The organism is Sphingobium sp. 15-1 (genome assembly GCF_013375535.1).
GTDB lineage: Bacteria > Pseudomonadota > Alphaproteobacteria > Sphingomonadales > Sphingomonadaceae > Sphingobium > Sphingobium aromaticivastans.
Window position 1 is genome coordinate 920,500 of record NZ_JABXJG010000001.1, and the last position, 24,551, is coordinate 945,050.

Here is a 24,551-nt window from a genome sequence, read left to right on the forward strand (position 1 = left end):
CCGGCTTCCGGTCGAAAAGGGCGGGCGGTTCGTCTTGCCGGCCCTCAATCGCTGATCCGAAGCTGCAAAGGGTCGAGCCCATAGTCGGTCAGCTTCTTGCGCAGCGTGTTCCGGTTGATGCCCAGCAGGCCGGCAGCGCGGATCTGGTTCCCGTCGACGCTGGCCAGCGTTTCCTGGAACAATATCGGTTCGACCACGGCCAACAGATCGTCATGCAGGTTGCGGTTGGGCTGCGTGAGGCCGATGCCCAATTGCCGCTTCGCCCATTCCCGCACCGCTTGCCCCAGCAGGTCGCCAGAGGCGGCATAATCCGCCGGCACCGCATCCAGCGGCAGGCTGTTGCGCAGCATGTCGGCGGTGATCATATTCTCGCGGCTCAGCACAGCCAGACGCTGCATCAAATTCTGCAATTCGCGGACATTGCCCGGCCAATGATAGGCCATCAGCAACTGCGCCGCATCCTCCGCCAGCGATTTGCGCGGCAGCCCGTCCTGCGCCGCACGGTCCAGGAAATGGCGGGCGAGCAGGATCACATCCTCCCGCCGCTCGCGCAACGCGGGCAGCGCGATGGGCACCACGTTAAGGCGGTAATAGAGATCCTGCCGGAAGCGGTTTTCCTCGATCAGCCGGGGCAGATCCTTGTTCGTCGCGGCGATGATGCGGACGTCGACCTTGACCGATTTCGATCCGCCGACGGTCGTCACTTCTCCCGATTGCAAGACCCGGAGCAGCCGGGTCTGCGCCTCCATCGGCATGTCGCCAATCTCGTCCAGGAACAAGGTGCCGCCCTGGGCCTGTTCGAACTTGCCGGCCGTGCGGGCATGGGCACCGGTGAAGGCGCCCTTCTCATAGCCGAAGAGTTCCGCTTCGATCAGTTCGCGCGGAATGGCGGCCATGTTGATCGGCACGAAGGGCTTTGTCCGCCGCTGGCCCAGGCTGTGGATCGCCTCCGCCACCAATTCCTTGCCCGTCCCGGATTCGCCCAGCACCAATATGCTGAGATCGTTCGACAGGACGCGGGCGATCGTCCGATACACTTCCTGCATCGCCGGAGAGCGTCCGACCAGCGGCAGGCCATCATGCGGCAGGCCGGCGTCGGAGGCTTCCTCGTCTGCGCCCTTCCCCGAACCGATGGCGTCGGACACGGCCCGCGTCAGTTCGTTGAGGTCGAAAGGCTTGGGCAGATATTCGAACGCCCCTTTCTCCGTAGCCCGGATTGCCGTGTTCAGCGTGTTCTGCGCCGACAGGATGATGATGTTCAGCGCTGGCCGGCGCTCCAATATCTCCGATATGCCGTCAAGCCCGTCGCCATCCGGCAGCATGACGTCGGTGATGAGGACGTCGGGGGAAAAGCTTTCCAACAGGGCGCTGCGTTCGCGGATGGAGGCCGCCGTCTTGACCCTGTAGCCCTGCCGCCGCAGCGCTTCCCCGACGACCACGCAAATCGCCGGATCGTCATCCACCACCAGAATCGCGCCTGTTGCCGCCATCATCCCATTCCCATCGGCAGCAGGATGCGGAAAGTCGATTCCCCTGCCTCATGATCGCGCGAATATTGCACGAACCCGCTCATGTCGCGCACCAGCTTGTCCACCAGCGCCAGTCCCAGCCCCGTGCCGTCCCGCCTTCCGGTGATGAAGGGATTGAACAGATGGTCCAAAATATGTTCCGGAACGCCCGGCCCATTGTCGACGACCAGGATTTCGATGGGCAGCACCGCGCTGCCCTTCCCCTTCCCCACCACGACGGAGACGCCATGGCGAAAGGCGGTCTCGACCCTTATGCGCGGCTTTTCCTTATGCTCCAACGCTTCGGCGGCATTTTTGAGCAGGTTGATCATCACCTGCACCAGCGCATCGTCATTGATGTTGGCGAATGGCAGCGATGGATCATAACTTTTTGTGATACGGATATTTTTTGCAAATCCGGCAGCGGCGATATTGGCTGCCCTGTCGATCAGCGGATAGATATTCCCGCTCCGGCATTCCAGCGTCCGGTCGGTCGTGAAATCCTGCATGCGGTCGATCAAGGCAGCGATCCGGTCCACTTCGTTGCAGATGAGCTGCGTCAGCGCGGCGTCCTGCCCCTCATTGCCCGACTCCAGCAATTGCGCCGCGCCCCTGATGCCGGACAGCGGGTTCTTGATCTCATGCGCCAGGATCGCGGCTGCGCCCATGGCCGAACGCGCGCCGCCCGCCGTCCCGCGGTGGCCGATCTTGCGCGCCTGGCTCTGGCTATGGATCGACACCACGCGCCAGCCTTCATGATCGACGATGGGCGCGATCATCAGATCGACCTCCATCTCCGCCGTCCGCCCGGCATGCACGCGGATGTCATAGGCCGCGATCGGCTTGTTGCTGTGCCATATGTCGAAACGCGCACCCATCTCCGCCATGCGGATGGTCCGCGCTATGTCGCTGCCGACAATGGCGGAGCGCGCCATGTTAAGCAGCGTTTCGGCCCGGACGTTGGCATCGGCAATGCTGTTGTCCGGCCGCACCACCAATGTCGCGACCGGCAATGCCGTCATCAATTCGGAAAGCGAAGGTCCATCCTGTTGCGGCCGGAGCGACGGGATGGTCGTCATGTCCGCCGTCATGCCGCCTTGCGCGTCTCGACCAGACTTTCGTCAGCGATCAGCGGTTCGTAGAAGCGCGCCAGCATATCCAGCACGACATCGCCGTCCGGCTCCTGGTTCACGGCGTTGCGGAACTCGGCCGAACCTGGCAGGCCCTTGGTGTACCAGCCGATATGCTTGCGGGCCATGTTGACGCCGGTATGGTTGTCATAATGCTCCAGCATCGCGCGATAATGTTCTGTAATCACGCGATATTGCTCTTCCAGCGAAGGATCGGCCAGCCGCTCCCCGGTGCGGAACCAATGCATCACCTGCCCGATCAGCCAGGGTCGGCCATAGGCGCCCCGCCCGATCATCACGCCATCGGCGCCGCTCTGCTCCAGCGCACTTGCCGCATCGTCGATGGAGCAGATGTCGCCATTGACGATCACAGGCAGCGACACAGCCTCCTTCACGCTCCGCACGAAGGCCCAGTCGGCCGAACCCTTGTACATCTGACAACGGGTGCGGCCATGAACGGTGATGAGCTTTGCGCCCAGATCCTCTGCGATCCGGGCCAGTTCGGGCGCGTTGAGGCTGGCATGGTCCCACCCCATGCGCATCTTGACCGTGACGGGCACGTCGACGGCTTTCACCGTCGCCTCGATCAGCGAAGCCGCCAACGGCAGGTCACGCATCAGCGCGCTGCCCGCATCGCCATTGACGACCTTCTTCACGGGGCAGCCCATGTTGATGTCGATGATCGCAGCGCCGCGATCTGCGTTCAGCTTCGCCGCCTCCGCCATTTCGGTGGGCGAACAACCCGCCAACTGCATCGAAACCGGCTCCTCCAGCGGATGCCAGGCGGCCTTTTGCAGCGACTGGCGCGTCTCGCGAATCATGGCCGCCGTCGCGATCATCTCCGTCACGTTGAGGCCGGAGCCATAGCGGCGCACCAGCGTGCGGAACGGCATGTCCGTCACGCCGGTCATGGGGGCCAGCACGACCGGCATGTCAATCGTCACCGGGCCAATGGAAATCGGAGAAAGCGTCTGCATCACATGATCACTGCCTAAAAAACAGGCAGCCCTTAGCGGAAATCCGTCCCAACGGCAAGCAAGCCGGGTCTGGCGGTTCGTCCGGCACTGCGATACAGGCGCCGCCATGAGAGACAGAAACGTCGCATTGCTGGTCGCGGCAGGCCAGGGCAGCCGCGCAGGCGGCGACATTCCCAAGCAATATCGCCTGATCGGCGGCAAGCCGGTGCTCGCCCATGCCGTCGACGCGCTGGCAAAGCATCCGGCGGTCGACTCCATCGTCCTGGTCGTCGGCGCGGCCCAAGAAGGCGATGCGCGGACTGCGCTGGAAGGGCGTTCGGTGACCGCGATCGTTGAAGGTGCCGACAGCCGCCGTGGTTCTGTCCGCGCCGGTCTTGAGCACATCGCGTCCATCGGCGGTGCAGCGCGCATCCTGGTTCACGACGCGGCCCGTCCCTTTCTTCCTAGGACGGTGATCGACCGGCTTGTCGCCGCCCTGAACGACGCACCAGGCGCCATTCCCGCTTTGCCGGTCGTAGACACTCTGGTCAGGAACGAACATGACAGTGCCGGGGATGTCGTCGACCGTAATGGCCTGTTCCGCGTCCAGACGCCGCAGGCCTTCCATTTCGACGCTCTATTGGCCGCGCACCGGGCGTGGGATAGCGCGCAGGAGGCGACCGACGATGCCCAGATATTGCGGCATGCAGGCCATGACGTCACTCTCGTCGCTGGCGATGAAAGGCTGGAAAAATTGACCTACGCCGAAGATTTTCTCCGCGCCGAAGCCCGGCTGGGCGCCGCTCGCAGCATCCGGACCGGCATGGGCTATGACGTCCACCGGCTGGCGGCCGATGAAGAACTCTGGCTCTGTGGCGTCCGTATTCCCCATGACCGCGGCCTGACGGGCCACAGCGATGCCGATGTGGCGATCCACGCGCTGGTCGACGCGCTGCTGGGCGCGCTGGCGGAGGGCGACATCGGCAGTCACTTTCCGCCATCCGATCCGCAATGGCGCGGCGCAGCCTCCTCCCGCTTCCTGGATTATGCGGCGCAGCGCGTCGCAAAACGGGACGGCTTCATCGAACATGTCGACCTCACGCTGATCTGCGAAGCGCCGAAGATCGGCCCGCATCGGGACGCGATGCGCGCCCGGATCGCGGAAATACTGGGCCTTTCCCTCGACCGGGTCAGCGTGAAGGCCACGACGACGGAACGGCTGGGCTTTGCAGGTCGCCGCGAAGGCATCGCCGCGCAGGCTGTTGCCACCCTCTCCCTCCCCGCGCTATTCTGATCGCCATGCCCGATAGCATCCTTCCCGCTTCGCTGGTCGAATTGGCCGAGCGCGTCATCATCGCCAACCGCCGCGCCGGCCGCACCATAGCCGTAGCCGAAAGCTGCACCGGCGGACTGGTCTCCGCCGCGTTGACGGAGATCGCCGGATCATCGGAAGTGTTTGAGGCAGGTTTTATCACTTATTCCAATGACATGAAGAGTGAGCTTCTCAAAGTTTCGCAGGATGTCATCGAAACCTTCGGCGCGGTTTCCATCGCCACCGCCTGGGCCATGGCGCAGGGCGCGCTCACCAAGAGCCATGCCAATGTCGCCGTCGCCATCACCGGCATAGCCGGTCCCGGCGGCGGATCGGAGCAGAAGCCGGTCGGCACGGTCGTCTTCGCCCGCGCCGAACGCGGCGCCAGCCCCGACAAGATCGTGGCCGACATGCATCATTTCGGGGATACGGGTCGGGGCGGCGTCCGCCTTCAGGCGGCGCTCTGCGCGCTCGAACTGCTGCTGCCCGACTCGCCCGCGCCGTAAAGCTCCGCAGCGCGGGTCTCGAACGCGCCGATCATCTTGCGCAGCGCCTTGTCGAACACCTGGCCCGCCAGCATTTCGAACAGCTTGCTCTTGAATTCGAACTCAACCTCGAAATCCACCAGCACCCCGCCCTGGCCATCGTCGCGGAAGTTCCATTCATTGTGGAGATGCTTGAGCGGCCCGTCGAGATAATCGACCCGCACATGATCCGGTTGGTGCTTGTGGACGCGGGAGGTGAAGCTCTCCTTGATCCCCTTGAAGCCCACGATCATGTCCGCGACCATTTCCGACTCGTTGTCGGACCGCACCCGGATCGCGCTGACCCAAGGCAGGAATTCGGGATAGGCTTCGACATTTGCCACCAGGTCGAACATCTGTTCGGGCGTATAGGGAAGCGGCCTTGTTTCGTTATGCTTCGGCATCGCTCTTACTTGGCGGCCTTCGCCAGTTGCGCCTCGCGGGCTGCGCGCATTTCGGCAAAATCCTTGCCCGCATGGTAGCTGGACCGCGTGAGCGGGCTGGACGCCACCTGCAGGAAGCCCTTCGCCCGCGCAATCGCCGCATAGGCGTTGAACGCCGCCGGGGTGACGAATTCCATCACCTTGGCATGTTTCGGCGTTGGCTGAAGATATTGCCCCATGGTCAGGAAATCGATGTCGGCCGATCGCATGTCGTCCATCACCTGATGGACCTCTAGCCGCTCCTCGCCCAGACCGAGCATGATACCGGACTTGGTGAAGATGGACGGATCGAACTTCTTCACCGTCTCCAGCAGCCGCAGCGACGCATAGTAGCGCGCACCTGGACGGATGGTCGGATAGAGCCGGGGCACCGTCTCCAGATTATGATTATAGACGTCCGGCCGCGCCGCGACGATCATCTCGACCGCCCGTTCATGCTTGTTCCGGAAGTCCGGTGTCAGGATTTCGATGGTCGTATCCGGAGTCGTGCGGCGCAGCGCCTCGATCACCTTCACGAACTGCGACGCGCCGCCATCGGGCAGGTCATCGCGGTCGACCGAGGTGATGACGATATGCTCCAGCCCCATTTCCGCGCAGGCATCGGCCAGATTCTGCGGCTCGTTGGGATCGACCTTGCGCGGCATGCCGGTCTTGACGTTGCAGAAGGCGCAGGCCCGCGTGCAGACATCGCCTAGAATCATCACCGTAGCGTGCTTCTTGGTCCAGCACTCCCCGATATTGGGGCAAGCCGCTTCCTCGCACACCGTCGCCAGCCCCTTCTCCCGCATCAGCTTGCGCGTCTCATGATAGCCGGGGCTGGTCGGCGCCTTCACACGAATCCAGTCGGGCTTGCGGGCGCGTTCGGGACGATTGGCTGGGATCGGAGCAATATCGGTCATGCGCCCCAGATAGCGATGGAAGAGCGCTCTTGCCAGCCCCATCATTGTTCGGCACAGACCGGCGCATGACCGATTTCGCTGACATGCTCGCCGGCTACCGCCGTTTCCGCAACACCGGCTGGACGGAACAGCGCGAGCGCTGGGACGAACTCAATGAAGGGCAAAGCCCCCGCGTCATGGTGATCGCCTGCTCCGATAGCCGAGTCGACCCCGCGCAGATCTTCGACACCAGTCCTGGAGAGATCTTCGTGGTCCGGAACGTGGCCGCTCTGGTGCCGCCCTTCGAAACCAATCCCGGCCGCCATGGCGTCTCCGCCGCGCTGGAATTCGCGGTCCAGGTGCTGAAGGTGAGTGAGATCGTCGTCATGGGCCATGGCAAGTGCGGTGGCTGCAAGGCGGCGCTCACCCATTCGCTGAAGGACGCGCCTCCGGGCGAAGGCGGCTTCATCCATAACTGGATCGAATTGCTCGACGAGGCCCGCAAAAAGGTGGTGGAACGCTTTGGCGACGACAATAGCGGCCGCGACGCCGAACGCGCCATGGAGCAGGAAGGGGTCAAGGTCAGCCTGGCCAATCTGCGCAGCTTCCCCTGCGTCCGAACCAAGGAGCGCGATGGCGAGATCAAGCTGATCGGCGCCTTCTTCGCCATTGCCGACGGCCAACTTCATCTGTTGGACGAGGCGAACGGCGAATTCCATCCCGCCCCGCTGGACGCCTGACATGACGGCGCCGATCCCCAGCGGCAATATCGCCCTGCTGATCGACGCCGACAATGTGTCCGCTGACCATTTCGACCCTGTGCTGACCGTTCTGGCGGAACTGGGCACCGTCAATATCCGTCGCGCCTACGGCAATTGGAGCAAGCCCGCGCTCAAGGGCTGGGCGCGGCAGGCCGTGACTCAGGCGATCGAAACGCAGCAGCAGTTCGACCTCACCAAGGGCAAGAACGCCACCGACATGAAGATGACGATCGACGCCATGGACCTGATGGCGTCGGGCCGCGTCACCGGCTTTGGTCTGATGTCGAGCGACAGCGATTTCACGCCTCTCGTCACCCGCATCCGGCAGGAGGGGCTGCCCGTCTACGGCTTCGGCACGGACAAGACACCGCAAGCCTTCCGCAGCGCCTGCACCCGCTTCATCGATGTCGGCGCGCTGACCAATATACCGGAAACCCCCGTCGAGCAGGAGGTTCTGGATGACGACACTGATGCCGTCGACGGCACGGAGGTTGCGCCCGATCTCGTCAAGCTGCTGATCGACGCCTATAATGCGGTGAAGCGCGACGATCAGGGCTTTGCCCGGCTCAGCGAAGTGGGCCAGCTTGCGGGCAACCGCTCCAGCTTCGACACGCGCAATTACGGGTTCAAGCGGCTGTCGGACCTCGTCCGCTCGATCAAGAATTTCAAGGTGGAAAGCCGCGACGGCCAGACCTGGATCAAGCGGGTGCATTGATGGCGGTCATCGCCAGGCATCTGATAATCCTTGGCCGGGTGCAGGGCGTGTTCTACCGCAATTGGACCGTGGAAACGGCGAGTGGGCTCGGCCTTGCAGGCTGGGTCCGCAATCGCATGGACGGCAGCGTGGAAGCGCTGGTGGAGGGGGCGGAGCAGGCGGTTGGACAATTCATCAGCCTTGCGCATGATGGACCGCCCGCGGCGCATGTGGCGCGGATCGATGTTGCGAATGTCGATGTCGAGGGACTCGCATCCTTTCAGAAGCGGCCGACCTGCTGATCTTTCCCGCCGTTGCAGCCTAGTGGCGGGAATGACTGGTTTCCAAACAGTTTGAGTGCCGCCGTCTTCTTAGGGCATATCGTGCTCCTGCGAAGGCAGGAGCCCAGTTCAGGCGGTGCGATAATCCACTGGAGGCGGGGCTGGGCTCCTGCCTTCGCAGGAGCACGATGCGCTTAATGACCGCTCCTGGCCAAAACACATCCCCTCACACGGCAAAAAAAGGCCGATCCCAAGGGGACCGGCCTGAAAGTTTTAGGAGAGGATGCCTGAAAGGCCCTCTCTATGTGCACTGCAACATATCATTTTGCAAGTGCGAAAAGCGAAACAAAGATTGCAATCATTGCAAGCCCATCATCGCCCCCGCACCGCACAGGCAAATCAGCGGGTCAGCTTCTTGTAAGCCAGCCGCGTAGGACGATCCGCCGCATCGCCCAGACGACGCCGCTTGTCCTCCTCATACATTTCGAAATTGCCCTCGAACCATTCGACATGGCTGTCGCCTTCGAACGCCAGGATATGCGTCGCCAGACGGTCGAGGAAGAAGCGGTCGTGGCTGATCACCACGGCGCAGCCCGCGAAATTCTCGATCGCTTCTTCCAGAGCCGCCAGCGTTTCGACGTCAAGATCGTTGGTCGGTTCGTCGAGCAGCAGCACGTTGCCGCCCTTCTTCAGCATCTTGGCGATATGCACGCGATTGCGCTCACCGCCCGACAGCTTGCCGACATTCTTCTGCTGGTCCTGCCCCTTGAAGTTGAAGGCGCCGACATAAGCGCGGGTCGACATGTCGTGGCCGTTGACCTTCACATAATCGAGGCCGTCGGACACTTCCTCCCAGACATTCTTCGACGCATCGAGATGATCGCGGCTCTGGTCGACATAGCCCAGTCGCACGGTCGAACCGATGTCGATCTCACCCGAATCGGGCTGTTCCTGCCCGGTGATCAGCTTGAACAGGGTCGACTTGCCCGCGCCGTTCGGCCCGATCACGCCGACAATGCCGCCCGGCGGCAGCATGAAGGAGAGATTTTCGAACAGCAGCTTGTCGCCATAAGCCTTCGAGATGTTCTTCGCCTCGATCACCTTGCCGCCCAGGCGTTCCGGCACCTGGATGACGATCTGCGCCTTGCCCGGCGTGCGGTTCTCCTGACTGGCGACCAGTTCCTCGAACTTCTTGATACGCGCCTTGGACTTGGTCTGGCGGCCCTTGGTGCCCGCGCGAATCCATTCCAGCTCGTCGTTGATCGCCTTCTGGCGGCCGGTCGCCTCGCGGTCTTCCTGCTCCAGACGCTTGGACTTCTTCTCCAGATAGGTGGAGTAGTTGCCCTCATAAGGGAAATATTTGCCGCGATCGAGTTCCAGAATCCAGCCGACCACATTGTCGAGGAAATAGCGGTCGTGGGTGATCATCAGCACCGCCCCGGCATATTCCTTCAGATGGTTTTCCAGCCACTCGACGCTTTCGGCATCGAGGTGGTTGGTCGGTTCGTCGAGCAGCAGGATGTCCGGCTTCTGGATCAGCAGGCGGGTCAGCGCGATGCGGCGCTTTTCACCGCCCGACAGGCTGTCCACCGGCCAGTCCGAAGGCGGGCAGCGCAGCGCCTCCATCGCGATTTCAAGCTGGTTGTCGAGTGTCCAGCCATCGACCGCATCGATCTGCTCCTGCAACGTGCCCATTTCCTCCATGAGCGCGTCGAAATCGACGTCCTCCGGCGGATCGGCCATGATCATGCTGATCTCGTTGAAGCGATCCAGCTTGTCCGCGATCTCGCGCGCGCCGTCCTTCACGTTCTCCAGCACGGTCTTGCTCGGGTCGAGCTGCGGCTCCTGCGCCAGATAACCCACCGTGATATTCTCGCCCGGCCAGGCCTCGCCGGAGAAATCCTTGTCGATGCCGGCCATGATCTTCATCAGGGTCGACTTGCCCGCGCCGTTGGGGCCGACGATGCCGATCTTCGCCCCGCGATAAAATTGCAGGTTGATCTGGTTGAGCACCGGCTTGGGGGCGCCGGGAAAGCTCTTGGTCATGCTCTTCATGACGAAGGCGTATTGGGACGAGGCGGACATGGCTTGAAGCAGCTCCGAAGGGTCAATCGTTGGAAATCGGCGCCGGGTTAGCGGAGGCGGAACGCGTTGGCAAATGGGGGATGGCCCGCTAAGCCTTCATCCATGCAGAAAATCCGATCGGGCACGCTTGCCGCCCTTCTCCTCGGCAGCATCTTCACCCCCTTCCCGCTCCTTGCCGCGCCGTCTGGCGTGGACGCGATTCGCGCCGCCGCCCTGACGGACGGGGTCGCGATGGACTTCATCGAGGGTCTGACGACCGAAGTCGGCCCCCGCCCCGCAGGCACCCCGCAGGAGGCCCGCGCCCGCGACTGGGCTGTGGCAAAGCTGAAAAGCCTTGGTTTCTCCAACGTCCGCGCCGAACCCTATACCATGCCCGTCTGGCTGCGCGGTCGTGACGAAGCCCGCCTGATCTCGCCCTTCCCGCAGAATCTGGTGCTTGCCGCGCTCGGCAACAGCGCCTCCACTCCGGACAAGGGCATAGAGGGTGAAGTCGCCTATTTCCCGACCCTGGCCGACCTCGAAGCCGCGCCCGATGGCAACCTGATCGGCAAGATCGCCTTCGTCAGCCACGCCATGCACGCGACCCAGGACGGCAGCTCCTACGGCACTTTCGGCGCCGCCCGCCGCCAGGGGCCGAGCATCGCCTCGAAAAAGGGCGCGATCGCCATATTGATCCGCTCGATCGGCACCGACAATCACCGCCAGCCGCATACCGGCGTCCAGATGTGGGCGGATGGCGTGAAGCCTATCCCCGCCGCCGCGCTTAGCATGCCTGATGCCGAGCAGCTCGCTCGGATTGTCTCACGGGGGCAGCCGGTGCGGCTGCATCTGACGCTCAGCTCGAAAATGCTGAAGGACCAGCCATCGGGCAATGTCCTGGCCGAAATCCCCGGCAGCGATCCCAAGGCAGGCGTCGTCGTCGCCGCCTGCCACCTTGATAGCTGGGACCAGGGAACCGGCGCCATCGACGACGGCGCGGGCTGCGGTATTGTGGCCGCCGCCGCCCTCCAGGCCGCCAAGGCCGGGGCCCTCCGCCGCACCATCCGCGTGCTGATGGCGGGCGCGGAGGAAGTCGGCGGCAATGGCGGCCGCGCCTATTATGACGCCCATGGCAAGGAAGCCCATGCCATGGCGATGGAATCGGATTTCGGCGCCGACCGCGTGTGGCGCGTCGATTTCAAGCTGCCGCAAGGGCATGACCCCCTCGCCCGCCGCATCACGGCCGGTCTCGCCCCGCTCGGCATCGGCGCCAGCCGCCTGCCCGCGGGTGGCGGTTCGGACATCGAACCGCTGGTGAAGGCGGGCGTTCCGGTGGTCGATCTCCAGCAGGACGGCACCCGCTATTTCGACATTCACCACACGCCGGACGACACGCTGGACAAGATCGATCCGGCGCAGCTTCAGCAGAATGTCGCCGCCTGGGCAGTTGCACTTTTCGAAATCGCAAATGCGCCGGAATCGCTAGGCGATAATTGAACTTTTATTGTAGACAACTGCTTGTCGCGTGATTCTGTCGCTTCACCGACGCAGAAAAGCATTGATTTGTGCAGCGCACACGTTAATGCGGGTCGCTCGCGTAAGTCACGATTTTGGCGTGGCGACGCGGCAAAATGCTATGGGAGCCGTACACAATGAAGAAGATCGCTGTTGTTTTCGCTTCGGCCGGCCTGATGGCCCTCGCCGCTTGCGGTGAGAAGCCGGCCAACGAGACCGCGAACGCTTCGAACGCTGTTGTTGAGAACGTTGTCGAGAACGCTGCTAACGCTGCTGACAACGCCGCGAACGCTGCCGACAACGCCGCGAACGCTGCGAACGTCGCTGGCAACGCCGCGAACGCCGAATAATCTTCGCTTCAGCGAGATTTTCGAAAGGGCGGATCGTCTTGGTACGATCCGCCCTTTTTCTATGCGGGCAAGCCATTGAAGGCCAAAAGCGAGATTGACGGGCGGCACTTTTCACCGCTAAGGCCCGCGAGCGCCGGGGAGTAGCGCAGTCTGGTAGCGCGCCTGCTTTGGGAGCAGGATGTCGCAGGTTCGAATCCTGTCTCCCCGACCACCTACCTTTTCCACACTGTCTCATCCCTTCCTGAAACTGTTGCAAACGCGGCAGTTTTTGGCCATTCGGCCATGCCGGGGTGTCCCATCCCGTTGCACCCCTTCCCGACCACTTTGGGGGCGTTGTGGGGACGCGCTCCTTTGGCACTGGGGGCGTTGGATGTGGACGGACAAGGAGTGCAAGGCAGCGAAGGCTGGGGCGAAGTCGCTCAAGCTGTTCGATGCGCACGGCCTGCACCTATTGGTGAGCACCCCATCGATGGTCCGATTTCGCTTTTGCGTGGTCGCGGCGCGTTCTTCGCTACCGCATCCGTAGATGTCAGTGAAACAGCAGCCAGAGAATAATGATGATGGGGATCGGCACGCCCAGCAGCCACAGCAGAATGCCTTTGCCCATCTGACCTAATCCTCTTTTGTTCCTTTGCTTGTCCAACTGCCGAAGCCAGGCAGATGTTCCGCCATTGCCTTGGCGCTGCCTCTCCGCAATATGCACTCTACCGGCCGCCACAGCCTCCACATAGGCGGAACGCCACCGCCGCCGGTCCTTCCAAGACCCGGCAGCGATGGCGCCCCAGACAACGGCGGCGTCGCCCCGCCGTTACAAATCAGAGCGCATAATCGATCTGCGCCCAGAACTTCTTGGTGTCAGCATCGCCGGTGTAACTGGCGATTCCCTTGCGGTCATAATCGGCATATTTGACGAGCGCGCTCAGATGCTTGTTTATCTTCAGCGATACCTGCGCGTTATATTCGTCGCCATAATGGATCGACAGCCGGTCGCTGCTGAAGTGATGATAGGTGAAGGACGCCACCAGCGGCCCCGCCTTGCCCAGCTTCGGTACGGTATAGCCGATCCCTGCATAATAGTCCTGAATGCCGGTGCCCGGCGTGGTCAGGAACTTGTCGGCCCAGCCGTTGAACTTGTGCAACGTCGCAAAGGGCGTCTGGAAGGCGAAACCGCCCGCAATCCCCGTCGCGCCCGCATCCGACCCCAGAAGTTCATAGCCGCCCGTCAGCTTGAAGGCCGCGACGTCGAGCCCCAGTTCGGCCGCGACATAGTCCGCCGAATAATCGACCGGGTTGGTCGCATAATCGCTCTGCTTCGCATAGCTGACGAGGTAGCTGAGCTTCACCTTCTTCGTGAACGGCACCGCGCCCACGAAACGTGCGCCATAGGTCTGGCTGCTGTTCCGCCGCAGCGCGACGACAGCCTCATCCTCGTCCACCAGATAGGCAAAGCCGGTCAGCGTCCCCAACTTGGTCTTGTAGGAGATATTGGCGAAAACATTGTCGCCGTCGATGTTCGTCGGCCGGTTGGTCGCACCAAACTTGCCGCCGTCAATGCCCCAGATGGTCCGCGCCGAAATCGCATAGGTGACGTCGACCTTGAGATTCTTCACGCCCATATATTCGACGCGCACCGCATCGAAGGTCTGCTCATTCTGCCGCCAGGCGACCGAACCGACAAAGCGCTGATCGTCCAGATTGATCCGCTGCCGTCCCACGGTCACGATCAAAGGCTTGGTGCGATACTGGATCTGGACCCGATTGGCCTCGACATTTTCCGGATCAGCGACGATCGGATAGAGCGTCTTCCCATTGACGCCGCTATTATAATCCTCATCGATCGCCAGCGTGCCTTCGGCTTCGGCAAGGAATGCCCAAGGCCCCTTGGAAATCTCGCCGCCTGCGCGCACCCGCATCGTCACTGCATCGGCATCCCGGCTGCTGGTGAGTGGCGCGGGACCGGCCTGATCGACCGTCTCGTAACGCAGCCGCGCCTCGACGATCGGCTTGAACACAACATCCTGCGCCTGTGCCTGCGCCGGCGCCGCGATAGCGGCCAGAGCCGGTATCGATGCCGAAGCCGACAACAGGAAAGAAACCTTCTTCATAAATCCCCCTTCATTTGCTCCCGATGGCTTTTCTGGGCCTTTCCAGAGCATCCTCTCCAAGCTCGATTCTCTTGATTTCTCAGGCGGCGAGCGTCGCCGGATTGCGGTAGCGCTCGTGCAGGAAATGGATGACGGCGGAACGCGCCTCGGCATATTCAAGCGCGTCGATCGCCTCGAGCCGGTTCCGGGGCCGCGCCAGCGACACCGTCCGGTCCTCACCGATCCGCGCCGCCGGGCCGTTGGTCATCATCACCACGCGATCGGCCAGCAGCACGGCTTCGTCCACGTCATGGGTGATCATCAGCACGGTGTTGTTGAGCCGCGCCTGCAAATCCATGACCACATCCTGCAACGCCGCCCGCGTCAGCGCGTCGAGCGCGCCGAAAGGTTCGTCCATCAGCAAGACGCGTGGGTTCATGGCGATGGCGCGGGCGATGCCGACACGCTGCTTCATGCCGCCGGACAATTCGCCGGGGCGTTTTCCCGCGGCATGGGCCATCTGGACCAGCTCCAGATTGTGCATGACCCAATCCTTGCGCTCGGCCTTGTTCTTGCCGCCCGCCGTCTTATCGACCGCGAGGCGGACATTCTCCTCCACCGTCAGCCAGGGCAGCAGACTATGGTCCTGGAAGACCACCGCCCGGTCCGGCCCCGGCGCATCCACCACTTGTCCGTCCAGGAAGATGGCGCCGCGGGTCGGCTTGACCAGCCCCGCCACGGCATTGAGCAAGGTCGACTTGCCGCAGCCCGAATGGCCGATCAGCGCCACGAACTGCCCCTTTTCGACCTCCAGATCGATCCCGTCGAGGGCGCAGAAGCGGCCTGCCTTGGTCGGAAATTCGACGGTGATGCCCTCAAGCGCGAGATAGCTGCGCTGTTTCATGGAAATACCCTCCCCTTAACCAGCGCGGCCGATGATGCGGCCCGCAAAGGCAACGATGCGGTCCAGCGTGAAGCCAACCATGCCGATCCAGATCAGCGCGACGATGGTGTCGGTCAGCAGCGAGCTGTTGTAGCTGTCCCAGATGAAGAAGCCGACGCCGGTGCCGCCCTGCACCATTTCGGCGGCGACGATGGCGAGCCAGCTCATGCCGACGCCGATGCGCAGCCCGGTGAACATGTGCGGCACGGTCGCAGGCAGCATGATCCGCACGAAATATTCGAAGGGATTGAGCGCCAGCACCTTGGCGACATTGCGATAAGCGGTCGGCAGGGTCTGCACGCCCGCCGCCGTGTTCAATATGATCGGCCAGATCGCGGTGATGAAGATCAGGAAGATCGCGGACGGCTGCGCCTGCTGGAAGATGGCGAGGCTGATCGGCAACCAGGCCAGCGGCGGCACGGTGCGCAGCACCTGAAACAGCGGATCGAGCGCGCGGAAGGCAAAGACGCTCTGCCCGATCAATATGCCCAGCGCCACACCGATCACCGCTGCGATGCTATAGCCGATCAGCACGCGGCTGAGGCTGGTCAGCACATGACCGGCAATGCCGACATCGCCGCCATCCTGGATGCTGAAATGGGTAAGGCCGATCTCCACGCCCTTGAAGGGATGGGTGATCACTTCATGGCTTTCCTGCCAGACCTTGAGCGGGCTGGGGAAAGTCGCGTCCGGTGACCCGCAGAGCAACTGCCAGAAGGCCAGCAGCCCGGCGATCATCACGATGGTGGGCAATGCGTTCGCCGCCAGGGACCGGGCGCGCCGGACCAGTGGATGCACTGGCGCTGCCACCGGTTCGAAGCTGCGGCGGGCTATGGCCTCTTCCGGATAAGGCACGATGACCCCCAATTCGGTGGCGGTGGCGGCACCGCCGGCCGAAGCCGACGGTCCGCTTGTCTTGCTGCTGTGCGATGGCGACGCCATGCTCGTCTCCTTGCTCATCAGACCCGCTTGATCGCCAGGCTGGCGAGATAGGCCTTGGGATTGGCGGGATCGAAGGTCTTGCCGTCGAAGAATTTCTCGACGCCGCGGCTGTCGCTGGCCGGGCCCTTGCCGCCCAGCATCGCGGCGGCCTTGCGCCAGATGTCGGAGCGGTTGACCTTGGCAATGGTGCCCTTGGTATCGAGCGTCATGGGCAGCTTGCCCCAGCGCTGATTCTCGGTCAGGAACCAGAGGTCGTGGCTCTTGTAGGGGAAGGACGCGTAACCCGCGAAGAACTTCATCTTGAAGGCCGCGTTCGGGAATTTGCGCCCGTCGCCCATATTGAAATTGCCCTGCAAACGGTCGGCAATGTCGGTGATCGGGCATTTCAGATAGTCGCGGCCCGAAATCGTGCCCGCCAGCCGGGTGATGTTGCCCGGATTGTCGGCCCAGCGCTGCGCCTCGATGATGGCTGCCGTGATCGCCTGCGCCGCCTTGGGATATTTCGCCACCCAGTCGGACCGCATGGCGAAGCTCTTTTCGGGATGGTTCATCCACATCTGGCCGGTCGAAACCGCCGTATAGCCTAGCTGCTGCGCGACCAACTGGTCGTTCCACGGCTCGCCCACGCAGAAGGCATCCATCGTGTCGGCCTTCATGTTCGCCACCATCTGCGGCGGCGGCACGGTGATCAGTTCCACATCCTTGTCCGGATCGATCCCGCCGGCGGCCAGCCAGTAACGCAGCCACATGTCATGCGTGCCGCCGGGGAAGGTCATGGCCATGGTGATCTTCTTGCCCGCGCCCTTGCGCTGGGCGATCACGCCCTTCATCTTGCCGGCGTTCAGGTCCGCCTTGGCCCCCAGATATTCCTTCGAAACGGAGATCGCCTGGCCATTGACGTTAAGGCGGGCGAGGATGCTCATCGGCGTCGCCTTGCCGATCGCGCCCAGCGTCAGCAGATAGGGCATGGGCGTCAGGATATGCGCGCCGTCAATGCCGCCGCCCGCGCTGCCCAGCACCAGATTGTCGCGGGTCGCGCCCCAGCTCGCCTGCTTCGCCACCTGCACGTCGGGCATGCCGTACTTTGCGAAGAAGCCCAGCTCCTTGGCGATGATCAGCGGCGCCGCGTCGGTCAGCGCGATGAAGCCGAGCTTGGCGCCGGTCACTTCCGGCCCAGCTCCCTGCGCGAATGCGCCCGACGGAAAGGCCTGCTGCACCGCAGCGAACAGCGCTGCCGTACCGCTTGTCTTGAGCAATCCACGCCGGCTGACGTCGCCCGGATTATCCCCCTCTGCCATTCCCCAAATCCTTCCTTGTTAATCATCACCGCTGCGCAACATGCACAACCAGCCATCGCCGGAAGCCTGTCCAGCGCACGAAAATCGATGTAGAGAGCCGCCCGGCAGCACCCATGCCGCCAGCGAAAAACCAATTAAAAAAGCCGCCAGGACGAAGGTCGTAAAACCTGTCCGGGCGGCGTCATTGCCATGCGGTCTTTTGAGGACCTGGATCGAACCTTTGCCGTCATCGGCCGGTTCAACCTAAGCGTCGAAGCGCCCCTGCTTCGACAGATAGGAAGCTGTCATCGATTCGTTCGAGTCGCAAGCAAAATTTTTGCGTTGCACAAAATGCAACTGCTCGCCGCTTTTCTGCATTTGCAAAAGTCAAGTACGAACCGTGCACTATAATGCAGAATCTGATGTGCAACCAGAATGGGGAGAGGAAAGGAAATTGGTGGGCCCGGCAGGACTCGAACCCGCAACCTAGCCGTTATGAGCGGCCAGCTCTAACCATTGAGCTACAGGCCCCACCTGTTTGCCCGGATAGGCAGCATCAAGCCGCTTGGCAAGCCCGTCCGCGCACCTCGATCGCGCCAAGCAATTGATCGAGCGTCGCCGGTCGAACATTCCGCCGGTCCAGATGATTCAGCACGGCGTCCCACCAGCCGTAAAAAGCCAACCGGTCAGACTCGTCCCGGACATAGGGGGTGTGCCCCGGCTCCAGCGTCGGGGAATGGAAGCTGAAGTTCAGCACGGGCACGCCCTCCTCGATCAACGCATCGACCGCGCCAATCGCCTCGCGAGCGCTTATCCCCTCGGGCGTCAGCGGCACGCGGCTCAACATCCGCCCCCGCGCCAAGGCGCCCGCCACTGGACCCATGCGCTGCGCCGCCCGGTAAAGCCGCTCCCCGCCCCCGCGCAGCAGGCCAACGAAGGCAGTCGAGAGGGGCAGTTCCACCAGTTTCCGTTCTGGGCCGGCCCAATAGGGATATTGCGGCAAGCCCTGAAAATCCGGCCCATATTGTCCGCTATAGTCGAAGCGGCTGCGCACCGAACTGTCGAGCCGGAACCCGGCATCTTCCAGCAAGCGCGCGCTGTTGGGGCCTACGCCATAACGTCCGGCCCTGTAAGCGATCGGTCGCGCGCCGAAACGTTCCGCTATCCGCTGGGACAGAGCCTCCAGCTTGGCGCGTTCCACTGCTTCCGGCAAAAAGCCGACATAGCTGTTGGCCGCCGTCACTTCCTCGACATAGGGCGGATTGACCCAGGGATGGAGATGTGCGCCAATATCAGCCGTGCCGTCGGCCAGCCAGCGGCCCATCATTTCCGCTGCGGCATCGCTGTCGACCACCGGATAATCGGTCACATAGACCGGCTTCACCCCCGCTGCCGCAAAATAGGCCTGCCCCTGCGCCATGCCGGCAAGCGCCGTCACGCCATGGCCGGTCCGGCGGAAGGGCGCGTTCCAATCGAACTCCTCCTCCGTATCCACGAACAGCATGAAACGCGTGCCGAAGGCGGGATCGAACGTGATCCTGTCCTCTGCCGCTGGTGGGCGGAGCAAACTGCCGTCATGGGAAATCGGGGTCATTCCGCCACCGCTATCCGCATTTGGTTGCGATAGGGTTTCCCTGGCCTCCGATCAGGCGCTGCCGACAGCGTCCCCGCTCTCCGCCATGGCAGGCACGGCCAGCAGAAAACGGCCCGGCTCGATCTCCAGCGCGCCGCCGCATCCCGCGGCCAGGCTGCGGATCAGACGCAAGGAAAAGCCCAGCCCCAGCAACGGTCCGTCAGCCCAATTGCCATCCGGCATATAGCCGGGGTCGAGCAGCCGATCCTCCTCCATGCCCGCCAGGGTCGATGGCCGGTCGACCGCCAGCACGACGCGCCCGTCCGCGCCGTCGGGCTGATACCAGCAGGCCCCGGTCAGCGCTTCTCCGGCAGGCGCAACGGAAATCAGCGTGCGCAGCAGATGTTGAACCATGCGTTCGCCCTGCACGGGGTCGATCCGCACCATCGGCAGGCCACGCGCCATGGCGATGTCGATCTGCGTGCTGTCGCCCTGCTCGCGGAAGCGGGCCGAAACCTGCGTCACCAACAGCGCCGGATCGACCGCGCGCGGCGTCTCGCTGCCCTCCCCCCGCGACACGCGCGCCGCCAGGTCCAGATCGTCGAAAGCCGTCAGCAAATGCCGCGCATCCCCCGCGATCTTGCCCGCCATGTCACGATATTCATGCCCGGCCGGACCGAACAGCTCCTGCTCGATGATCTCGGCAAAGCCCAATATCGCATTCAGCGGCGTGCGCAGTTCATGCACCAGTTGCCGGATGGAATCGGCCGACAATCCGGCGATCGACATGGATTCTGCCCGCGGCTCGGCAGCGACTTCGTGCAGATAGGGCCGCCGCGCCTGGCCGCGATACCCCTGAAACCGGCCGGAACGCGCATCGAAAAAGGGCGTCGCGGACAAGCGCCACTCGCCCGCCATCGCGCCGCCGGCGATCGTATAGCGGCCATTCTGAAAACCGCTGCGGCGCATGAAGGCGCCCGCGACATGGCCATCGGGACCGCTGCCCCCCTCCAGCGCGGTTTCATTGAGCGCCAATCCGATCAACGCGGCTCGCGGCCCCTGATCGATCCAGACGATAGTTCCCGCCGCGTCGGTTTCGAAGGCGAAGCCGCGAGGGCCCGCCACCTCCGCGCGAGAGGGCGCTTCATCCGCCTCGCCCGTACGCTTCGCAATGGTGAAGCGCGCGATCCGGTCGACCAGATTGCGGATCTGGCTCCGATCCTCCGCCTCCTCCTCTACAGGCGCGTCCTGCGGCAGATCGGCTGGCGGATCGGCGTGGACGATCATCGCCTCGGTCAGCAGCATGTCTTCCTGCTCCGCCGCGACGTCGCTGGTCAGCACCAGATCGGTTGCGCCAAAGGCCTCCAGCCCCTGCAGCGTCGCGCTTCCCAGATCGCGTCGCGACCGCAGCACCCCGCGTGCCGTCGGCGTCAGGCGCGGCAGCATTTCCACCCATGCCGCATCGGACAAGCGCGCGCGGGACATGGCCGCCGCGGTGATGGCGGGCCGGTCATTCGCGAAGAATTCGACCAGGGCAGGCGACCGCAACCGCCCGCCCAGTTCGACGACGGTGGCGATCCGCTGCGTTTCCGACAGTTTCGGCAGCAGGCCGTTCAGCCGCTCCAGCAGCGCGGCGCGCTCGGCATCGGACATGATCGACCGGTCGTGCCGGTCATTTTGCGCCAGCAGATCCACGCATTGCCGCCACAGCGTCACCGCGCCCAGGCCGCTTCGGCCTTCCGCGGCAAGAACCGTCTGCATGAGATCGTTGAAGCGCACCCAAATTCCCCATTTCCGGCCCCGGCACGGCGCGGAAAAACCATCAGCCGGAGATGTCGTTACACAGGGATAATGCTTCGCGGGGCAAAGGGAAAGGGGCCGAAACGGGTTCTTATGCGAACGTCGCATAGTGGGACAATTGCATTGTCCTGAAATATTATTATGATAACCCGATATTAACAGGCAAGGAAATAAGCGGAATAATGGCCGGCCCCAATATTGACGACATCGACCTCCAGATCCTGGGCGAATTGCAGGGCGACGGCAGGATGACGAATGTGGAGCTGGCCCGCAAGGTAGGCCTGACGGCTCCCCCCTGCCTGCGCCGCGTGCGCGCGTTGGAGGAAAGCGGCGCGATCAACTCCTATCACGCCGTGGTGAACCCATCGATGCTGGGCTACACCATCACGGTCTTCGCCATGGTCAGCCTGAAAAGCCAGGCCGAGGCCGATTTGAAGGCGTTCGAGGATCATATCGCTACCCTGCCCGAAGTCAGGGAATGCTATATGCTGAATGGCGAGATCGACTTCATATTGAAGGTCGTGGCGAAGGATCTGCAGAGCTTCCAGCAATTCCTGACATCGAAACTGACGCCCGCCCCCAATGTGGTGAGCGTGAAGACGTCGCTCACCATTCGGACGTCGAAGAATCTGCCGGGCGTGCCGCTGCCGGTTTGAGGCATGGCGATAGGGGGGTGCTACCCTTACCATAGTCGTCACCCCGGACTTGATCCGGGGTCCCGCTTTTCTTCTTGAGTGCGCTCCTGAAAAGGGAGCGGGACCCCGGATCAAGTCCGGGGTGACGAAGAGCTTATGTCCGCTCCATGGCCAATACCAGACATGGAGGCCCCCCGTTCCCCCTTCAACTCGCGGGCGGCACGACCACCGGCGTGAAGGCCGTCTTGCGGCTCTGCTGATCGACCCAGACCGACCAGAAGCCCGCGACATTCGCCCAGTTGCCCGTCGTCACCTGCGTCAGCGCAGCCTTCGCACCCACCAGATCGCCCGAACGCGCCAGCGCCACGCCAAGCCGCGCATTGCCCTTGCCGGCATCGACCCCGCCCTTGCTCAGCGCCAGGCGATATTGCTCCACCGCCTGCGTGAACTGGCCGAGCGAAAAATATGTGTCGCCCACCGCCATCGCCGCCGACCCGTCCTTGGCGGCCGCGGCCTTCTTCGCCGCCGCGGGCAGGCCTGCAATCTCCTTGGCCGCTTTGGGTGTCGCGCTCTTCAGCAATTGCGCGGTCGTCGCCTGCGTTGGCGTCAGCTTGCCCGCCGAACGCCCCGCCTCGATGATCGCCTTGGTCTCCGCGCTATAGCCCGTCTTGTCGGCCAGTTGCGCATAGGCCTGATAGTCGCGCTCACTCGCCATGGCGCCATTGGCCGCCTGCAGGCGATAAAGGTCGAGCTGCACCTGCGCGTCCATGCCCGGCGCGCTCAGATAATTGGCCAGGGCCGACCGCCATTCGCCCGCCGAATCATAGTGACTCAGCCGTTCGCGATAGAGCGCGCCGACTTCGGCCCAATCCCCCGCCTGATAGGCCATGGAAATCGCCCGGTCATACCAGGCCGCCGGGATTGGCTGTCCCGCCGCCCGCTGCCGCGCCAGCGCCTCCTGCACGAAAGCCCGCGCATCCTTCGCCTTGTTGCGCCGGATGGCGATGTCCGCCCGCAACATCGTCGCGTCGATCGGGTCATAACCCAGCGTCTTGGCATAATCGAGCTGCGCCGTCGCATCGTCATAATTGCCGACGATGAAGGACAGATAGCCCGCAATATAGCGCAGGCGCGGCATGTCCGTCTTGGGCACGGAGGATGTCTTGAACATATCGTTCAACGCCACCCGCTGCGCTTGCCGATCCACCTTCAGCACCGCCAGCTCGAACCGCAGCCCGGCCGCCACATAAGCCTCGAAATCGCTGACCGGCATCAGGCCCGAAATCTGCGACTGCGCGGCCGCCACATTACCCGCCTTGATCGCGCTGTCCGCCGCCTGCGTCGCCGCGCGGAAGCTGTCCGACATCTCGATCACCGGCCCTACCGCCACCGGCTTCTTGGCAAAGGCAGGCGCCGATGCGATCAGCGCTGCCCCAGCCAGCAAGCCACAGGTCAAAATCGAATGTCGCATCATGGCCATGTCAGCCATCCCCCTTGTCGACCGGCATGCGCCGGCGCGTCATCATGTTCAAAACGGGAAAAGGCGCGCCACCCATAAGGATGGCGCGCCATAAATATCTGAAAAATCAGGCCTTCGTAGCGAGATAGGCCAGCCACAAGTCTGCGATCTGCTTGCGCGAACCGGCCTGCACCGACTGGAAGGCGGCCTTGGCGGAGACATTATCGCCGCCCAGCGCCTTGGCGATGCCCATGCGGGTGTTGATCTCATCCGCGTCGACGCCGCCCTTCTGCTTGGCGAGTTCGAACATCGCCGCCGCCTTGGCATAGTCGCCATAGCCCAGATAGGCGTCGGCGGTCGCCGCCGCGATCTTGCCATTGGCCGCCTTCTTGGCGTCCGCTTCGGCCGAACCCAGCGAGCTCTTGTCGCCCGCGATCTTCGCCACGGCGGGCTGGTACAGGTCGCCGCCCTGGCTGGCGTTCAGCACGCCCTTGCTCCGGCCTGCGTCGATCGCGGTCTTCACTTCGCCATAAATGCCGGTTTTCGACGCCATTTCCGCATATTCCAGATAATCCTGCGCCAGCACCAGCCCGCCGGACGTCGCCATCAGGCGCAGCACGTCCAGATTTTCGCGGTTGGAGATATTGGGATTGGCCTGCTGGAACAGGCGGACCAGCGTGCGCAGATTTTCGCCATTGGGAGCCGCCTGATAGGCCGATTTCGCCCATTCGGTGACTTCCGGCAGCTTGGCGGTCGCGGCGCGGCTGACGCCGATCTGATACCATTGCGCCGGCACCTGACCGCCCGCCGCCTTCATGGCATCCGCCGCCGCCTTCAGCGCGGCCAGGCCCTGCTGGTTCAGGCTGCGCTGCGGTTCGACGGAGGGATTGGCCGTGCCCGCCTTGCCGAAATAGGCCTGGGCCAGCGTGACGTTCACGGCCTCAGCCTTGTAGCCGGCTGAGGCAGCCGCCTTGGCGCGCGTGATCGCCAGATCGTAATTCTTCGCCTGCAGCGCCTGGTCGGCGGCCACAGCGTTGAACTGTCCGGCCTGCTCCGGCGGGGTCAGGCCGCTGTCCAGCATCTGGGTCAGCGCCTCGCTCTGCATCGCCGCATCCTTGCTGGCGATGGAGGTGTTCAGCTTGATCGCCCCGATCTGATATTTGTCGTCGTTCGACTTCGCCTTGCTGTCGGCATCCGCCAGCGCCGCTTTCGCGCCCGCAAAATCGTTCTTCTGCGCCGCGGCCTGCGCGGTCTGCAGCGCCTTGACCACGTCCGGCGAAACATTCAGCTTGGGCGCGCCGCCCTTCTTCTCTTCCTTCTTCGCAAAGGCCGGAGCCGAAACGGCGCCGCCGGCCAGCGCAAGAGTCAGCGCGAGCGCCACGGGGGTAACAAAACGCATGTTCATCTTCTCCTCTGCGCCCG

The 24,551-nt window shown here is 63.3% G+C and carries 23 protein-coding genes and 2 tRNA genes; 9 read left to right on the forward strand and 16 right to left on the reverse strand.

Annotated features, from left to right (window positions below):
- Positions 1-44 precede the first annotated feature (44 nt).
- The 3 genes from ntrC to dusB are packed head-to-tail and all read right to left on the reverse strand — an operon-like array spanning position 45 to position 3,615.
- Positions 45-1,490 carry a nitrogen regulation protein NR(I) gene (gene ntrC / locus HUK72_RS04225; protein WP_176597739.1) on the reverse strand — a complete coding sequence of 482 codons (1,446 nt, stop codon included), beginning with the start codon at positions 1,488-1,490 and terminating at the stop codon, positions 45-47.
- Positions 1,490-2,599 carry a nitrogen regulation protein NR(II) gene (locus HUK72_RS04230; protein WP_176595672.1) on the reverse strand — a complete coding sequence of 370 codons (1,110 nt, stop codon included), beginning with the start codon at positions 2,597-2,599 and terminating at the stop codon, positions 1,490-1,492. Before HUK72_RS04230 ends, ntrC begins: the two co-directional genes overlap by 1 nt.
- Positions 2,596-3,615 (reverse strand): tRNA dihydrouridine synthase DusB, encoded by a 1,020-nt coding sequence (dusB, locus tag HUK72_RS04235; RefSeq protein ID WP_176595673.1) that lies wholly within the window; start codon positions 3,613-3,615, stop codon positions 2,596-2,598. Before dusB ends, HUK72_RS04230 begins: the two co-directional genes overlap by 4 nt.
- Positions 3,616-3,721: 106 nt before the next feature.
- Here dusB and HUK72_RS04240 point away from each other — a divergent pair, with 106 nt between their 5' ends.
- Both HUK72_RS04240 and HUK72_RS04245 read left to right on the forward strand, forming a co-directional pair.
- Positions 3,722-4,888: a bifunctional 2-C-methyl-D-erythritol 4-phosphate cytidylyltransferase/2-C-methyl-D-erythritol 2,4-cyclodiphosphate synthase gene (locus HUK72_RS04240; protein WP_176595674.1), complete on the forward strand. Its 1,167-nt coding sequence runs from the start codon at positions 3,722-3,724 to the stop codon at positions 4,886-4,888.
- A 5-nt stretch (positions 4,889-4,893) separates the two neighbouring features.
- Positions 4,894-5,412, forward strand: a complete 519-nt coding sequence (locus HUK72_RS04245; RefSeq protein ID WP_176595675.1) for a CinA family protein — start codon at positions 4,894-4,896, stop codon at positions 5,410-5,412.
- On the opposite strand, the gene HUK72_RS04250 is transcribed toward HUK72_RS04245, so the two are convergent.
- Positions 5,358-5,834 (reverse strand): type II toxin-antitoxin system RatA family toxin, encoded by a 477-nt coding sequence (locus HUK72_RS04250; RefSeq protein ID WP_176595676.1) that lies wholly within the window; start codon positions 5,832-5,834, stop codon positions 5,358-5,360. The two genes, HUK72_RS04245 and HUK72_RS04250, sit on opposite strands and share 55 nt — an antisense overlap.
- A gap of 5 nt (positions 5,835-5,839) precedes the next feature.
- Positions 5,840-6,817 (reverse strand): lipoyl synthase, encoded by a 978-nt coding sequence (gene lipA / locus HUK72_RS04255; protein ID WP_176595677.1) that lies wholly within the window; start codon positions 6,815-6,817, stop codon positions 5,840-5,842.
- A gap of 20 nt (positions 6,818-6,837) precedes the next feature.
- On the opposite strand from lipA, the gene HUK72_RS04260 reads away from it, so the two are divergent.
- The 3 genes from HUK72_RS04260 to HUK72_RS04270 are packed head-to-tail and all read left to right on the forward strand — an operon-like array spanning position 6,838 to position 8,508.
- Entirely contained in the window at positions 6,838-7,491 is a 654-nt protein-coding gene (locus HUK72_RS04260) for a carbonic anhydrase (protein ID WP_176595678.1), read from the forward strand.
- Position 7,492: 1 nt separating this feature from the next.
- Positions 7,493-8,227, forward strand: a complete 735-nt coding sequence (locus tag HUK72_RS04265; protein WP_176595679.1) for an NYN domain-containing protein — start codon at positions 7,493-7,495, stop codon at positions 8,225-8,227.
- On the forward strand, positions 8,227-8,508 hold the full coding sequence (locus tag HUK72_RS04270; RefSeq protein WP_176595680.1) for an acylphosphatase: 282 nt from the start codon (positions 8,227-8,229) through the stop codon (positions 8,506-8,508). Before HUK72_RS04265 ends, HUK72_RS04270 begins: the two co-directional genes overlap by 1 nt.
- A 378-nt stretch (positions 8,509-8,886) precedes the next feature.
- Here the strand turns inward: HUK72_RS04270 and ettA are convergent, their stop codons facing one another.
- Positions 8,887-10,572 (reverse strand): energy-dependent translational throttle protein EttA, encoded by a 1,686-nt coding sequence (gene ettA / locus HUK72_RS04275; RefSeq protein ID WP_176595681.1) that lies wholly within the window; start codon positions 10,570-10,572, stop codon positions 8,887-8,889.
- 102 nt (positions 10,573-10,674) lie between these two features.
- Between ettA and HUK72_RS04280 the strand changes: the two genes are divergently transcribed.
- From HUK72_RS04280 to HUK72_RS04290, 3 genes are all read left to right on the forward strand, one after another.
- Entirely contained in the window at positions 10,675-12,048 is a 1,374-nt protein-coding gene (locus HUK72_RS04280; protein WP_176595682.1) for a M28 family peptidase, read from the forward strand.
- Between the two features lie 155 nt (positions 12,049-12,203).
- Complete coding sequence (locus HUK72_RS04285) at positions 12,204-12,416, forward strand: hypothetical protein (RefSeq protein WP_013846652.1); 213 nt, start codon at positions 12,204-12,206, stop codon at positions 12,414-12,416.
- A 134-nt stretch (positions 12,417-12,550) separates the two neighbouring features.
- A tRNA-Pro gene (locus HUK72_RS04290) sits at positions 12,551-12,627 on the forward strand.
- A 318-nt stretch (positions 12,628-12,945) separates the two neighbouring features.
- Here HUK72_RS04290 and HUK72_RS04295 read toward each other — a convergent pair.
- From HUK72_RS04295 to HUK72_RS04330, 8 genes are all read right to left on the reverse strand, one after another.
- Positions 12,946-13,143: a hypothetical protein gene (locus tag HUK72_RS04295; protein WP_218036144.1), complete on the reverse strand. Its 198-nt coding sequence runs from the start codon at positions 13,141-13,143 to the stop codon at positions 12,946-12,948.
- 88 nt (positions 13,144-13,231) lie between these two features.
- On the reverse strand, positions 13,232-14,521 hold the full coding sequence (locus HUK72_RS04300; RefSeq protein WP_176595683.1) for an alginate export family protein: 1,290 nt from the start codon (positions 14,519-14,521) through the stop codon (positions 13,232-13,234).
- A gap of 79 nt (positions 14,522-14,600) precedes the next feature.
- On the reverse strand, positions 14,601-15,404 hold the full coding sequence (locus tag HUK72_RS04305) for an ABC transporter ATP-binding protein (RefSeq protein WP_176595684.1): 804 nt from the start codon (positions 15,402-15,404) through the stop codon (positions 14,601-14,603).
- A 15-nt stretch (positions 15,405-15,419) separates the two neighbouring features.
- Positions 15,420-16,385: a nitrate ABC transporter permease gene (gene ntrB / locus HUK72_RS04310; protein WP_255325610.1), complete on the reverse strand. Its 966-nt coding sequence runs from the start codon at positions 16,383-16,385 to the stop codon at positions 15,420-15,422.
- A 17-nt stretch (positions 16,386-16,402) separates the two neighbouring features.
- Positions 16,403-17,683, reverse strand: coding sequence for a CmpA/NrtA family ABC transporter substrate-binding protein (locus HUK72_RS04315; RefSeq protein ID WP_176595686.1), 1,281 nt, complete (start codon positions 17,681-17,683; stop codon positions 16,403-16,405).
- Positions 17,684-18,117: 434 nt separating this feature from the next.
- A tRNA-Ile gene (locus HUK72_RS04320) sits at positions 18,118-18,193 on the reverse strand.
- A gap of 25 nt (positions 18,194-18,218) precedes the next feature.
- On the reverse strand, positions 18,219-19,256 hold the full coding sequence (locus HUK72_RS04325) for a polysaccharide deacetylase family protein (protein ID WP_176595687.1): 1,038 nt from the start codon (positions 19,254-19,256) through the stop codon (positions 18,219-18,221).
- A 51-nt stretch (positions 19,257-19,307) separates the two neighbouring features.
- Positions 19,308-20,996: a HAMP domain-containing sensor histidine kinase gene (locus HUK72_RS04330; RefSeq protein WP_218035905.1), complete on the reverse strand. Its 1,689-nt coding sequence runs from the start codon at positions 20,994-20,996 to the stop codon at positions 19,308-19,310.
- Positions 20,997-21,217: 221 nt separating this feature from the next.
- Between HUK72_RS04330 and HUK72_RS04335 the strand changes: the two genes are divergently transcribed.
- Positions 21,218-21,691: an Lrp/AsnC family transcriptional regulator gene (locus HUK72_RS04335; RefSeq protein ID WP_176595689.1), complete on the forward strand. Its 474-nt coding sequence runs from the start codon at positions 21,218-21,220 to the stop codon at positions 21,689-21,691.
- A gap of 184 nt (positions 21,692-21,875) precedes the next feature.
- On the opposite strand, the gene HUK72_RS04340 is transcribed toward HUK72_RS04335, so the two are convergent.
- A complete protein-coding gene (locus HUK72_RS04340) occupies positions 21,876-23,150 on the reverse strand; it encodes a lipopolysaccharide assembly protein LapB (protein ID WP_176595690.1) in 1,275 nt (424 codons plus the stop codon).
- Between the two features lie 106 nt (positions 23,151-23,256).
- Positions 23,257-24,534 carry a hypothetical protein gene (locus HUK72_RS04345; RefSeq protein WP_176595691.1) on the reverse strand — a complete coding sequence of 426 codons (1,278 nt, stop codon included), beginning with the start codon at positions 24,532-24,534 and terminating at the stop codon, positions 23,257-23,259.
- Positions 24,535-24,551 lie beyond the last annotated feature (17 nt).

Excerpts from the sequence above, each read along its gene's own strand:
- HUK72_RS04315 (WP_176595686.1), bottom strand. The coding sequence starts at position 17,683 with ATGGCAGAGGGGGATAATCCGGGCGACGTCAGCCGGCGTGGATTGCTC.
- HUK72_RS04335 (WP_176595689.1), top strand. The coding sequence starts at position 21,218 with ATGGCCGGCCCCAATATTGACGACATCGACCTCCAGATCCTGGGCGAA.
- ntrC (WP_176597739.1), bottom strand. The coding sequence starts at position 1,490 with ATGGCGGCAACAGGCGCGATTCTGGTGGTGGATGACGATCCGGCGATT.
- HUK72_RS04340 (WP_176595690.1), bottom strand. The coding sequence starts at position 23,150 with ATGGCCATGATGCGACATTCGATTTTGACCTGTGGCTTGCTGGCTGGG.
- ettA (WP_176595681.1), bottom strand. The coding sequence starts at position 10,572 with ATGTCCGCCTCGTCCCAATACGCCTTCGTCATGAAGAGCATGACCAAG.
- HUK72_RS04240 (WP_176595674.1), top strand. The coding sequence starts at position 3,722 with ATGAGAGACAGAAACGTCGCATTGCTGGTCGCGGCAGGCCAGGGCAGC.
- HUK72_RS04305 (WP_176595684.1), bottom strand. The coding sequence starts at position 15,404 with ATGAAACAGCGCAGCTATCTCGCGCTTGAGGGCATCACCGTCGAATTT.
- HUK72_RS04230 (WP_176595672.1), bottom strand. The coding sequence starts at position 2,599 with ATGACGGCGGACATGACGACCATCCCGTCGCTCCGGCCGCAACAGGAT.
- dusB (WP_176595673.1), bottom strand. The coding sequence starts at position 3,615 with ATGCAGACGCTTTCTCCGATTTCCATTGGCCCGGTGACGATTGACATG.
- HUK72_RS04260 (WP_176595678.1), top strand. The coding sequence starts at position 6,838 with ATGACCGATTTCGCTGACATGCTCGCCGGCTACCGCCGTTTCCGCAAC.
- HUK72_RS04325 (WP_176595687.1), bottom strand. The coding sequence starts at position 19,256 with ATGACCCCGATTTCCCATGACGGCAGTTTGCTCCGCCCACCAGCGGCA.
- HUK72_RS04270 (WP_176595680.1), top strand. The coding sequence starts at position 8,227 with ATGGCGGTCATCGCCAGGCATCTGATAATCCTTGGCCGGGTGCAGGGC.
- HUK72_RS04250 (WP_176595676.1), bottom strand. The coding sequence starts at position 5,834 with ATGCCGAAGCATAACGAAACAAGGCCGCTTCCCTATACGCCCGAACAG.
- HUK72_RS04245 (WP_176595675.1), top strand. The coding sequence starts at position 4,894 with ATGCCCGATAGCATCCTTCCCGCTTCGCTGGTCGAATTGGCCGAGCGC.
- HUK72_RS04330 (WP_218035905.1), bottom strand. The coding sequence starts at position 20,996 with ATGCAGACGGTTCTTGCCGCGGAAGGCCGAAGCGGCCTGGGCGCGGTG.
- HUK72_RS04280 (WP_176595682.1), top strand. The coding sequence starts at position 10,675 with ATGCAGAAAATCCGATCGGGCACGCTTGCCGCCCTTCTCCTCGGCAGC.
- lipA (WP_176595677.1), bottom strand. The coding sequence starts at position 6,817 with ATGATGGGGCTGGCAAGAGCGCTCTTCCATCGCTATCTGGGGCGCATG.
- HUK72_RS04300 (WP_176595683.1), bottom strand. The coding sequence starts at position 14,521 with ATGAAGAAGGTTTCTTTCCTGTTGTCGGCTTCGGCATCGATACCGGCT.
- ntrB (WP_255325610.1), bottom strand. The coding sequence starts at position 16,385 with ATGGCGTCGCCATCGCACAGCAGCAAGACAAGCGGACCGTCGGCTTCG.
- HUK72_RS04285 (WP_013846652.1), top strand. The coding sequence starts at position 12,204 with ATGAAGAAGATCGCTGTTGTTTTCGCTTCGGCCGGCCTGATGGCCCTC.
- HUK72_RS04345 (WP_176595691.1), bottom strand. The coding sequence starts at position 24,534 with ATGAACATGCGTTTTGTTACCCCCGTGGCGCTCGCGCTGACTCTTGCG.
- HUK72_RS04265 (WP_176595679.1), top strand. The coding sequence starts at position 7,493 with ATGACGGCGCCGATCCCCAGCGGCAATATCGCCCTGCTGATCGACGCC.